At 65.8% G+C, this 13,712-nt stretch carries 4 protein-coding genes; all 4 read left to right on the top strand.

The genetic code is table 11. The annotated features are described in order from the left end of the window. Window positions 1-133 precede the first annotated feature (133 nt). Window positions 134-412, top strand: coding sequence for a hypothetical protein (locus tag ACIQVL_RS50090; protein WP_403479091.1), 279 nt, complete (start codon window positions 134-136; stop codon window positions 410-412). 1,977 nt (window positions 413-2,389) lie between these two features. Then, complete coding sequence (locus tag ACIQVL_RS50085; protein WP_403479090.1) at window positions 2,390-5,707, top strand: LamG domain-containing protein; 3,318 nt, start codon at window positions 2,390-2,392, stop codon at window positions 5,705-5,707. Between the two features lie 278 nt (window positions 5,708-5,985). Further along, complete coding sequence (locus tag ACIQVL_RS50080) at window positions 5,986-12,402, top strand: RHS repeat-associated core domain-containing protein (protein ID WP_403479089.1); 6,417 nt, start codon at window positions 5,986-5,988, stop codon at window positions 12,400-12,402. Window positions 12,403-12,619: 217 nt separating this feature from the next. Next, window positions 12,620-13,504, top strand: coding sequence for a hypothetical protein (locus ACIQVL_RS50075; RefSeq protein WP_403479088.1), 885 nt, complete (start codon window positions 12,620-12,622; stop codon window positions 13,502-13,504). The last annotated feature ends 208 nt before the right edge of the window (window positions 13,505-13,712 follow it).

Below are 13,712 nucleotides of genomic sequence, written 5' to 3'. Positions count from 1 at the left end.
ACGATGCCTTCCGCATGCAGCGCGACCCCGCCGACAGCTACCGGTTCGTCGTCGACACCCTCATCAACGGCCTGCAGGCCGAGGCCGCCACCGGCGGACCCGGCACCGCGCCGCTCCACGCCGGGAAGGGACCGTGACCCGGGCCGCCGACTCTCCGAACCGTACCAACGTCGCCTCCGGGCTGCGGTTCCTGACCGAACTGACCGGCTCGACGGCCGCCCCGTGGGCGCTGCACCGGGTCGGCTGCGCGGTCGCGATCGCCGCGCTGGTCCTGCTGATCGCACTGCCGGCCGTCGTCGGGACACCCGGCGACCGCCCCTTCGACCCGCCTGTGGCGGTCCCCGGCGCGGCGATGCTCCTGCTCGTGCCCCTCGAAGCGGCCGCCGCGGCGGTGGCGCCGCGGTTCGCGTGACCCACATGGGCGGCAGCCCTCGCGACCGCACTGGCCGCGACGTCGGCCGTGCGCGAACAGCCCCGCTGGCGCTGGCTGTTGCACCACTGGACCACGACTCGATACGCACCCTGGTTGATGGGCACGGGAGGTGGCTCTGCGACGCCGACGATAAACTTCTCTTGCAGTCGGATGCTGGCCGACCACCCCGATGCGGTGAGCTCGCCGGTGAGTGCCGCCGGATCATGGAGAACCTTCACGATGCGGTACTGGCTGCCATCCTCGAGCCACTGCACCTCCGCGGTCACTTCCTGATGGGCGGCCGCTCCAGGGCCTTCGTCGATGAAGATCGCTCTGCCGCTCGGTGTGAGCGCGGCAGGGACGGTGTCTCAGAAGTCGCTCAGTAGGTCCTACTCAGCTGGGACGGATCAGCAGTGCGTCGAGGAGACCTCCTGGGGCCACCACCGTGGCGACGACCGCCACCACTGCGGGGGAGCACCGCGATGGCGGCGACATCCGCCGCTGACCTGCCTGTTGGTGCTGGCGGCCGGTGACCCGAGCCCGGCCCCCGAACCCCTCGCTTCTGGGCTGTGTCTCCGTTCTCGGAGGTGTATCGCCGGTCGCCGTTACGTAGCGTCCTTTCTGTCTGGCCCGTCACCCGCCTTTCCGCCGTGGTGACGGGTCAGATGTCTGTTCGGTGGGCGAGAGTGACGGTGATGGGCTGGTCGGGGCAGGCAGCGAGGTGCTCGCCGGGCGTGTTCCGCTCGGCGGGGTCGATGCTCAGCCGGTAGCGGGTTTTGCCGGCGACCCGGTCGGTGGGGTTCTTGCCGGCCTTCGACCGGTTCGAAGGCGCGGAGGCCGCGATGTGCGCCCGCAGGTCGTCCAGGTCGTTGGCGTAGGCCGCGCGTTCCTTCGCCGTCCATGTGGAGTGGGGCGGAGTTCCAGGCCTCGGCGAGCAGAGCCAGGGTGGTCGACGTCGAGATTGCTTGTGTGGTGAGACGCGGGCTGGGATGTCGGCGGGGGAGGGCCGTTCGGCACGGTGGGCGGTCCTCCGTCCGCGAGTGGCAGTGGTGTGATCGCCTCGCCGGGTCTCGGCCTGGCCCGGCGCCATGCGAACCGGCGTGCGGCGGGCAAATGGTGGTGTTTCTGCCGGCGCAGATGGCCGTGGGGCGGGGGTGCATCAGTCCCGTCGGCCTTGCGGTCTGCTTCTGTGCGATGTCCAAATTGGCGAGGGATGCACCGTAATCCCGTGTCGGTCTGGAGTGTTCCGAAGTCATCGTGCAGTTCGCCGAAGCGGCGAAGTGCCCCTGTGGGTGGGAGAAGTTCATCCGCTGAGATTTCCGCCGGTTCACACCATCCATGCGCGATTCGTAAAACAGTAGGAGCTTGGGCTCTGTTTGGTGCTATCTGGGTTGAATTCGATCGGCCTGGACCATATTCGGCATGCGCGGTAGACGCTTCATATTGGTGGTAGCGGGAGAGTGAATATCAGGTTTCTTTATTCTTGCTGTGACTTTCCTTTGCCTGGTCTTTGGTATTCCGTGGCATGGGCATTGTCATGGCGCTGCCACGATCCGTGATCACCAGGTAAGTGTGTTCATCATGTAAAAACGGGGTGGGGTTGTGGTGGCGTTCCCTGGTCAACGCGCGCGCTCATGGCGCATGGCGTGGGTGACGGCGGTCGCCTTGCTGGTCCAGCCACTTGTGGCGGCCGGCACGGCGCCAGCATTCGCGCAGGTCGGCAACCGGTCTGCTGGTACGGCATCGTTGTCGTCGGAGGCAGCCGCGTCGCAGGAGGCGGTGAAGTCCGGGGACCGAGTCGAGGTTCCGGATGACCGTACGGAGTACGCGACGACGTTCGCGAATCCGGACGGGATGACGTTCACGCTGGATCAGTCGACGGTGCCGGTGCGGGTGCAGGAGCGGGACGGATCGTGGGTGAGTCCTGACCCCACCCTTGAAGTGCGGGGGGATGGTTCGGTCGGTCCGAAGGCAGCCGTGGTGGACCTGTCTTTCTCCGGCGGCGGTGACGGTTCGACGCTGGTCGGCGTGAGCCGTGGCGGCAAGTCGCTGCAGCTGGGGTGGCCGGGTGAACTGCCCAGGCCCACACTGGACGGGGCGAGCGCTGTCTACGCCGGTGTGTTGCCTGGCGTCGACCTGCGGATGACGGCGACGACGGAGGGCTTCCGTGAGCTCCTCGTTGTCAAGACACCGCAGGCGGCCGCCGCGCCGGCGCTGAAGAAGCTCGCGTTCTCGCTGCAGTCGCAGGGGCTGACCGTCGCCCCGACCAGCGGGGGCGGGATGACGGCCGTGGACGACAATGCCCGGCCTGTCTTCTCCGCGCCTGCCGCGATGATGTGGGACTCCCAGGGCGACACCACCACCAGCTCCAGCGCCAGCGCGAAGCGGACCGCCAAGACGGCCAATACTGCAAAGTCCGCAGACATCGCCTCGACCAACGCCTCGGATCCGTCCACGGGAACGAGCCAGGACGAGACGGCCGGCCCCGGGGCGGGCGACACCTCTTCTGTGCTCCCGGTGCAGGTGGCACCGGATTCCCTGACGGTTGTGCCGGACGCGGACATGTTGGCCAACACCGACAGCAGTGCCTATCCGCTCTACATCGACCCCAGCGTCGGACTCGACCAGCAGGCCCACACGCAGCTGCGCTCGGACGGCTACTCCGACTACAACTGGAGCAACGGCAGCGACAACGAGGGCAAGGGCACGGGGCACTGCTCCTCGTGGAACGGCTACTACTGCGGCCCTGGTTACACCGAGCGGCTGTACTACCAGTTCTCGCCCGGGAAGCTGGCGGGCAAGAAGGTCATCTCGGCGACGTTCCGCGCCAACGAGAGCTGGTCGTTCACCTGTGACGCGCGTGCGGTCGAATTGGACCGCACGGGCAACTTCTCCTCGTCCACGACCTGGTCCAACCGCCCTTCCTTCATCGCAATGATGGACAGTGTGAACGTCTCCGCGGGGCGCGGCTCGCTGTGCAGCCCCTCGCAGCCGGCTGCCCCGATCGAGTTCACCGACCCGGCGCTCTCGCGGGCGGTGGGGGACTTCGCCGCGGGGAAGTTCTCCAGACTGACCCTGCTGCTCAAGGCGCAGGACGAGAGCGACACCAGCGCGTGGAAGCGGTTCCGTAACGACGCGGTGCTGTCGGTGACCTATGTCGGTTTGCCGAACACACCCAGCAAGGTGGGCATCGTCCAGGGCAGCGGCGTCACCTGCGAGACCAACTCCGCCGACCCCGACGTGATAGCTGACCCCACTCCGTCACTGAACGCGGTCGTCTGGACGATGTCGGGCGGAGGCGACCAGGCGAGCCTGCGTGCGCACTATCTGATCCAGAAGAAGAACAGCGACGGCACCTGGTCGACGGCGACCGAACCGATCCGCCCCACCAGCGGCTACGCAATCAACGGCGACACCCTGACCTACTCGTCGCCGATCACACTGTCCGAAGGCCCTGTGTACCGGCTGACGGCCTACAGCCGCTCGTACTACAACAGCGGCAACAGCTGGCTGGACTCACCGGACGCCGGCGCCAAGCAGCGATGGTGCTACTTCAAGGTCGACTCCACTGCCCCCAAGCAACCGGTCGTGACCTTTGGCGGACCCTACTCCGCGTGCACGGCCAACCTGTGTGACCCGGCCGGCGGACCGAATGTGCCGGGCAAGTTCACTTTCGCACCCGCCTCCGACGACACCAACTCGTCATACGAGTACAAGCTCACGACCTCAACCAAGTGGTCGAATGAGATCCCCGGGAACACGGTCAAGGACTGGCCGGTCACTCCGCAGCTGGCGGGCACCCAGCAGCTGCAGGTGAGGGCGAAGGACAGCGCGGGCCGCTGGGGGGCCTCGCAGATAGTGAAGTTCAACGTCGCCCCGGGTCAGGGCGCCGTCGGACGCTGGCACTTCGATGACGCAGCCCCCAACTCCGACGTGACCAAGGCCGAGGACACAGCGACCGAGGCCGCACGCCATCCCGCCACGCTCTACACCGCCGATGCGGGATGGTCTTCACTCGCACGCCGCGGTGAGGGGGACCGGTCGCTGTGGCTGAACGACACCGCGGACCCCACCCGCCGGTCCGGCTACGCGGCCACCAGCGCTCCGGCGGTCAACACGCAGTCGTCGTTCACGGCATCGGCGTGGGCGCTGCTGTCGGACGGATCCAACTTCGGCACAGTGGTCTCGGAGACCGGCAGCGACGGCTCCGGTTTCTCCCTGTACTACTCGCCGAACACCAAGCGCTGGACGTTCCGCTGGAGCTGGACCGCGAACGGTACGCGCCAGTTCGCAGCCGTGGGCTCGGACACCACAGGCGTGCCGCTGAAGGCGTGGACACACCTGACCGGCGTATACGACACCGCCGACCACACCATCTCCCTGTACGTCAACGGCCGCCTGCAGGCTGACGTGAAGACGCTGCCCGACTCCTCTGGCGCCACGGTCAGCGACGGCAACCTGCAGTTCGGACGGGCCAGCTACACCCCCGGCACCTACCAGGACTACTGGGACGGACGCGTCGACGAAGTGGCCGTGTGGCAGCGTGTCCTGACGGACGACGAGATCGCCTCCGAGGACCAGCTCCTCGACACAGACGGCAGTCCGGCCGTGGAACTGATGGCCGACTGGAAACCCGACGGTGCGAGCGGCAAGACCATTACCGACACCCTGTCCGGCTACGGCAACCGCACTCTCACCCTGACTGGCGGAGCGTCTCTGGACGGTCAGTCCATCGTGTTCAACGGCACCGACGCAGCGGCCACCGCTGCCGGACCTTTGCTGGACGACACCGCTTCGTTCACGGCCACCACCCTGGTGGACGCTGACAGCACCGCCCTGTTGTCCAAGCCCGTCAACTCCATGGCTCAAGTCATGGGCCAGCGCAGCGCGGACGGATCCGGCTGGGGCATCTGGTACCAACGGACCGGCGCCGACACTGACCAGGACACCGGCACGCCCATCTCGGTCGGCAAGTGGTATTTCGGGCGGATGAACACGGACGGCAGTTTCGACGGAGTCGTATCGGACGACACAGCGCAACTGGGCAGCGCTGTTCGTCTGACCGGTACCTACGAAGCGGCGTCGGGCACGGTTCATCTCTACCTCGGGGCGAACGAGAACGGTGCCGGCGTACCCCACAGCTACACGGCAGTCCTCGGCGCGGGCGAGTTCGCCGCAGGTGAGGGATACGTAGGCGGCGCTTGGGGCCACTACCTGCCCGGCAAGATCAACGACATCGGACTGTGGGCCGGTGCAATGACCAGCCAGCAGATCTCCGACCTGATCGGCGACTGACCCCGGAGACAACACCGGTGGGGCGGCCTCAGACGGCCACCCCACCCACCGGACTCCCTTTACTCTCCCCGCTTCCTTGACCCTTCGGCGCGCACCGACGGCCCCCCGCCGCCATCGATTCGACGCGTGCGCATCCGTTTCTTCCTCCCCTGACCGCATGGAGGCCAGCGATGAGAACCGGCATGACAGCCCGGCGTTTCCGCCGGGCGCAGCAAACGCCACCCCCACCCCACAAACGCGCACGGCGCCGACGCTTGCCGATCGTCGCAGCTCTGTGCATGGCCCTGCTGACGTCCGGCTCACTGGCGGCGCCGGCTGCCCAGGCCTCCACCGCGGGCGGGCTGGGCAAGCCCGCTCCGCAGAAGCAGCGGGTCGACCACGTCCAGACCCACCTCGGCCTGGGCGCCAAGAAGGCCCGGACGGAGGTCGCCCGGACCGCGGCCGTGAACGCCGCCCAGGCCAGGCGCGCCCGCGCCGCGCAGCACGCCAACTGGCCTGCCGCCGCCGCCAAAACCGGGCAGATACCCGCCCATGGCACAGCGAGGTTCACGGCCGGCGGCCTGCCGGTCAGCCTCGCATCCGGCCACGGCACCCACACAGCCGCCGGCCAGGCGCAGGTGCGCGTGCAGGGACAGAAACAGGCCCACGCCGCCGGAATCAAGGGCGTCCTACTGACGGCATCGTCCACCGCCCCCGGTTCCGCCCAGGTCAGTGTGGACTACTCCTCCTTCGCCGCCGCCTACGGCGGTGACTGGGCCGGCCGCCTCGGCCTGGTCCAACTGCCCGCCTGCGCTCTGACCACCCCGCAGAAGGCCGCCTGCCGCACCCAGACACGCCTCGGCTCGCGCAACAACCCGGCCGCCCAGACCGTCACCGCCCAGGTGAACCTGGCGGCCACGGCCGAGGGCACGACAGCGACGACCGCCGCTCCCACGGTGCTGGCCTTGACCGCGACGACGTCCGGTGAATCCGCCTCCGGCTCGGGCAACTACGCGGCCAGCAAGCTTTCCGCCTCCTCCAGCTGGCAGGCCGGGGGCTCGTCGGGCGCCTTCACCTGGAACTACCCCATCGGCGTCCCGCCGGCGGCCGCGGGCCCGGCCCCCGACCTGGGACTGTCGTACGACTCCGGAAGCACCGACGGCAAGACGGCGTCGACGAACAACCAGGGCAGCCAGGTCGGTGAGGGCTTCGACGACCTCGGCTCGTCCTATGTGGAGCGTTCCTACGGCTCATGCGACGACGACGGCCAGGACGACAAGTACGACCTGTGCTGGAAGTACGACAACGCCTCGCTCGTGCTGAACGGCAAGTCCACGGAACTGGTCAAGGACGACAAGACCGGCGACTGGCACCTCAAGGACGACGACGCCTCCACCGTCACCCACTCCACCGGCGCCGACAACGGCGACGAAGGCGACGCCGGCATCGACGGCGCCGGCGAATACTGGACCGTCACCACCGGCGACGGCACGAAGTACGTCTTCGGCCTGAACAAGCTGCCCGGCGCCGGCAGTGAGCGCACCAACTCCGTTTGGACCACGCCGGTGTTCGGCGACGACTCCGGCGAGCCCGGCTACAAGCAGGGCGACACCTTCGCCGACCGGGCCGTGACCCAGGCATGGCGGTGGAACCTCGACTACGTCGTGGACCTGCACGGCAACGCGATGACCTACTGGTACACCGCCGAGACCAACTACTACGCCAAGAACGGCGCCTCCACCGGCACCGCCCAGTACACGCGCGGCGGCTACCTCAACAAGATCCTCTACGGGCAGAACAAGGACACCCTGTTCGCCGGCAACGCCTCCGACGAAGTCACTTTCGACTACGCAGAGCGGTGCACCGCATCGGACTGCTCCTCACTGACCTCCGACACGGCGAAGAACTGGCCCGACGTCCCCTTCGACTCCATCTGCACCTCCGGCGACGACTGCGACGCGACCGGTCCCGCGTTCTTCACCCGCAAGCGGCTGAGCAGCATCGACACCTTCGCCTGGTCCGCCACCGACAGCAAGTTCACGCCCGTCGACTCCTGGACGCTCACCCAGGAGTTTCTGGATCCCGGCGACATCGGCAACGGCACCGACCAGAGCCTCGTCCTCGACAGCATCCAGCACACCGGCAAGAACGGCGGCACGATCGCCCTTGCCCCGGTGACCTTCACCTACCAGATGCGCGCCAACCGGGTCGACGCACCCAAGGACAACATCCTGCCGCTGAACCGGCCCCGCATTCAGAGCGTCACCTCCGAAACCGGCGCGATCACCGTGGTGACACTCTCCAACCCGGAGTGCGTGCGTGGCTCGACGATGCCGTCGTCCGAGGACAACGACACGATGAGCTGCTACCCCGTCTACTGGCACATCAACGGCGCCCTCGAAGCATCACTGGACTGGTTCAACAAGTACCGCGTCACCGACGTCATCACCTCCGACCCCACCGGTCACACCGACACCACGGAGAACCACTACACCTACTCCGGCCCGGCCTGGCACTACAACAACGACCCGCTCACTCCCGCGAAGGAACGTACCTGGTCCGACTGGCGCGGCTATCGCACCGTCACCTCCCTCAAGGGAGCCGCGGGCACCACACAGTCCAAGAGCGTGTCGGTCTACCTGCAGGGCATGGACGGCGACAAGCAGAAGAACGGCACCACCCGCTCCGTGCCCGTTCCCGGCATCGGCTTCACCGGCCTGAGCGTGCCCGACCAGACCGACACCGACCAGTACGCCGGCTTCGCCCGCGAGCAGATCACCTACAACGGCTCCAGCCCTGTCAGCGTCACGGTCAACGACCCCTGGTCCAAGGTCACCGGCAGCCAGCAGAAGTCGTACGCCAACATCGACGCGTACTTCGTCCGCACCTCCAGGACGCAGACCTCGACGTACCTGACCGCCACCTCCAGCTGGCGCACCCAGAGTACGAACACCAGCTTCGACAACTATGGCATGGCAGTCAGCGTCGACGACTCCGGCCAGGCGGGCCTGGACGGTGACGAGACCTGCACCCGCACCTGGTACGCCCGCAACGCGAGCCTCGGCATCAACTCACTGGTCTCCCGGACCCGCGTCGTCGGCCGGCCGTGCTCCACCGCCGAGACTGACCTGAACCTGCCGGCGAACTCCAAGACCCGCGGCGACGTGCTGAGCGACACCGCCATCGTCTACGACGACGACAACGCCACCACGTGGACCGCCTCGCAGACGCCCACCCTCGGCAACAACAGCTGGATCGGACGCGCCTCCGCCTACCCGGCCACGGCCACCAACGGCGAACGGAACCCGGCCTCCTGGCTGACGACGGCCAAGACGACCGGGTACGACTCCCTGGGCCGGCCCGGGACCGTCACGGACGCCCTCGGTAACTCGACCAGCACCGTCTACACCCCCCTCACGACCGGACCGCTGACCAAGACCACCGTCACCAACGCCAAGACCCAGAAGACGTACACATACCTGGACTATGCGCGCGGAACCACACTCAAGTCCTACGACGTCAACAACAACCTCACCGAATCCACCTACGACGCGCTCGGCCGCGTGACCGCGGTGTGGCTGCCCAACCACGTCCGCGCCGGAGGCTTCGGAGCCAACTACACCTACGCCTACTCCGTATCCAACAAGGACCCGTCCTGGACCTCCAGCTCGGCCATCATCGCCGAGGGCTCCTACAACACCACCTACACCATCTACGACTCACTGCTTCGACCGCTGCAGACGCAGTCACCGACCCCCAGCGGCGGCCGGCTCCTGACCGACACCCGCTACGACAGCCGCGGCCTCACCTACGAGACCTACGCCGACGTCTTCGACGACAAGAACACCCCGTCCGGTACCTACGCCCGGGCCCTGTACGGCGGCGCCCCGAAGCAGACCGACACCGTCTTCGACGGCGCAGAGCGCCCCACCAGCAACACTTTTTACATCTACGGCCAGAAGAAGTGGTCCACGGCCAGTACGTACACCGGTGACTCCACCGCCACCACCGCGGTGAGCGGCGGATCCGCCGTCCGCACCATCAGCGACATCGCCGGCCGCATCGTCGAACAGCGCACCTACGCCGGCGGGGACCCGGCCGACACCGCCTACGGCGCTGGGGCCGGCGCCGCCTACACCTCGACGAAGTTCACCTACACCCGCGACGGCAAGCCCGACACCGTCACCGGACCCGACAACACGAAATGGTCCTACACCTACGACCTGTTCGGCCGCCAGGCCTCGGCAACCGACCCGGACAAGGGAACGACGACCACCTCGTACACCGACCTCGACCAGGTCGCCTCGACCACGGACTCCCGCCCGACCACACTGCTCTACGCCTACGACGGACTCGGCCGCAAGACCGACCAGTGGCAGACGTCCAAGACCGACGCCAACAAGCTTGCCCACTGGGACTACGACACCGCTGCCAAAGGCCAGCTCGACTCGTCCACCAGCTACGTCAACGGCGTAAGCGGCAGCGCCTACACCAACAAGGTCACCGCCTACGACAAGCTCAACCGGCCAACCACCACCCAGCTCGTCCTTCCGGCCACCGACGCGCTGGTCACCTCCGGCGCCGTCACGTCCTCGCTCCAGTTCTCGACGTACTACAACCTCGACGACACCCAGCAGTACATCCAGGAGCCGGCCACAGGCGGACTCGCCTCCGAGAAGATCGTCACCGGCTACAACACCCTCGGGCTGCCCACCACCCTCACCGGCACCAGCAGCTACCTGCTCGCAGCCGGCTACTCCGCCACCGGACAGACCCAGCAGCTCACCCTCGGCACCTCCAACGCCGAAGGCACCAAAAAGGCCTACATCAACAACATCTGGGAGGAGGGCACCGACCGGCTCAAGCAGTCGGCCATCACCGACCAGACCCACTCCTACGAACTGCAAGAACTGAACTACGGCTACGACGACGCGGGCAACGTCACCTCCATCACCGACCCCACCACCCTCGGCGGCACCGGCAAGGCCGACAACCAGTGCTTCGCCTACGACGGCTACCGGCGCATGACCGACGCATGGACACCCGCCACCGCCGACTGCACCACCGCCAACCGCTCCACCGCCAACCTCGGCGGACCCGCCCCCTACTGGACCTCCTACACCTTCACCGACAGCGGCCTGCGCACCACTGAAGCCGCCCACACCTCCTCCGGCACCAGCACCAAGCAGTACTGCTACGACGCAAAGAAGATCCACCGGCTGGTCGCCACCACCACGGCCGCCAACTGCAACGGAGTCACAGCCGCCTACGTCTATGACACCAACACCGGTGACACCACGGGACGCCCGAACGGCACCGACACCCAGACCCTCACCTGGAACGCCAAAGACCAGCTCGACACCCTCACCGAGAAGTCCAGTACCGGCACCACCAAAAGCACCACCAGCCACGTCTACGACGCCGACGGCAACCTCCTGATCCGCCGCAACACAAGCGGACAAACCGTCCTCTACCTCAGCGGCGGAACCGAGGTCCACCTCGACACCACCGCAACACCCAAGTACTGGGCCCAGCGCTACTACACCGCCGGCGGCTCCGCCATCGCACTGCGCAGCAATCAGACCGGTACCAACACCCTGACCTGGCTCGCCGCCGACCAGCACGGCACCAGCACCCTCGCCGTCAACGCCACCAGCCAGACCGTCACCAAGCGCTACACCACGCCCTTCGGCGCCATCCGCACCGGCGGCACCGGCACCTGGCCCGACGACAAGACCTTCCTCGGCAAAGCCACCGACCCGACCACCAGCCTCACCTACGTCGGCGCTCGCGAATACGATTCCACCACCGGCCGTTTCCTCAGCGTCGACCCGCTCCTCGAAACCGACAAACCCCAGACCCTCAACGGATACACCTACAGTGCCAACAACCCGCTGACATTTTCCGACCCCACCGGCGAAGGTCTCGCCTGCGGCAAGGAATTCGGCGTCAGTTGCGGCAACGGCAATGTCACCCATGGTGACGGCAGCCTGTCCCATAACGGTAATCCCACCGGCGGCGGGGTAGCTACCGGCTGGGGAGGAACTTCTTCCTCGGACAGTCAGGGGAGCGTCAGGGGAAGCGACGATGACAGTGGTGGCTCTGAGTTGGCTGACAGCAAGATTCGCCACGACCAGGCAGTCGCGATGACCGCATCGTATCTTCGGGGGCGCCTTGCCGGTGGAGGTGGGAAAGTTTACACGGAATACTCAATTCCTGGCGCGAAGGTGCATGGTGATGACGGCAGAGCGGACGTCATCTACATCAACGGGAAAACTATTCTGATCTGGGAGGTGAAGAGCGTGAAAACAGCCGAACCAACCGCCGTCCCGGCTCTAGAGGAGTACATCAGAGCTCTCAAGGTGGAGCACCCGGGATGGAAGGTTCGCGCGGGTGGCAACATCCCTCAGCTTTCCGCACCCGACCTCATTTCTCCGAAGGATACGACCCTGATCGCTCAGTCGAGCTTGGACAGAGTCAATGGTCCCAGTGATCCTGGCTATGCGGGCGTGGTGGCCTGGTGGACGAGGAAACGGCAGGATGACAGGGACTCGACACATCCTGGCTCGTATCGGGTGAATCCCGAGGCGGGACGTCTCGACACCGACGAGAGGTTTGACGCCGGCACGGGACCGCTCAACATGCACCCTGGCCCTGTGTTCCCGGGCGTTGGCGGGTCCTTCGCCAGGGTCCTCACTTTCGTGCTCGCTGCCTGACGCACTGCACATGGGTGCGCACGCCGATATCGGCGTGCGCACCCATGTGCATCGGCCTTCTGGGTTCAGTCGCGGCGGCAGGGCGTTGAAGCTCACTGTGCCGATCGATGGATGCAGGCGTGTCCCTTGAAGGTGCAACGAAAGGGGGATACGATTGATTTCATTTAGCGCTTTCATGGAGAGGTGTTTTCCCGCAATGGGTCGATGGAATTTCGGTATGGTTGCAGAACTGACGGTGAGATTCGCCACTTCCGAAGAATTTCTGCAAAAGATGCTTGTTTGGGTTGATTCAGGTGCGTCGACTGTAGAACCTTCTTGGTATAAAAAGATGAATGAGGTCGCCGACGATGAAGTCCCATTCGGATCGGATGATCCCGAGGCGCCAGCAGGTCCCCCAGAGGGGATTCTTGCGCAAGTCACGACTGCAAGCGGAAGCGGTAATTTTATCTCTACTGCGAGATATCGGGGTGAACCGACGCGAAGGTGGCTGCAAGCCGATAGGGCGGATCTGAAAAGGGTATTTTTCGAGGTTAGCAAGCTTGATAGTCTAGGGTTTCTGTCGGACGGATTTTCCTTGAATTGCTCAAGGGTGGGTGATGAGCCTGGCTGGCTTCGGGCCTCGATGAATTTTCGCGAGTCGGAGACAATTGCGAATCCAGAAAGAATCTCGAGGCGCTTGACGGTTTTGAAGCGATTCGCAGAGAGTCAAGAAGTCGGCTTCGGGCATGTGTCTTATCTGTACAATCCGCTGTCTCCTACCGCCTATGAAGAGGCCCTCAATATCGATCCCGAACATTCGATCACGCAGCATCCAGGACTAGCGCGCGGATACTCGTGGATCACTGTACTTCCGCGAGAGATTTTGGAAGTGATTGGAGGGGCCGGCGCCGTGAGGGAATGCGGGTTGTTCAGCGAAGTTAACGAACTCGCAAATGGTGCGTACTGGCTTCAGGCTGCGGCCACATGGAGCGATTATCTGCATGCAGACTTCTCCTCTCTCCAAAGGGTATTTGCTCCCATTTTGATTCCAGGTGACCCAATTCGAGACGACCTGAGTGGTACTTCTGCTCATTTCCCACCTCAACTGGTGGCGTTCTCATAAGGATTGCCCGGAGTCAACCTCGATCCAGGGCGGCGTCGTTCTCGCGGTGAGGGTGGTCTGACGGTTCCGTCGGGTTGGGGGTAACTCGCTCTGGATGTCGGATAGTTCGCCAGGGGCCCCTGGACGTCCCCGGAAGCAGTGCAGGCACGGCCTCCAGTGATCATCGGAGTGTCGAGTTCCCTGATCACCGAGAAGGCCGTGCCTGCTC

The organism is Streptomyces sp. NPDC090499 (assembly GCF_044769305.1).
GTDB lineage: Bacteria > Actinomycetota > Actinomycetes > Streptomycetales > Streptomycetaceae > Streptomyces.
The sequence above is the reverse complement of the archived record's forward strand: the minus strand, read 5'-3'. Positions and strand labels throughout refer to the sequence as shown.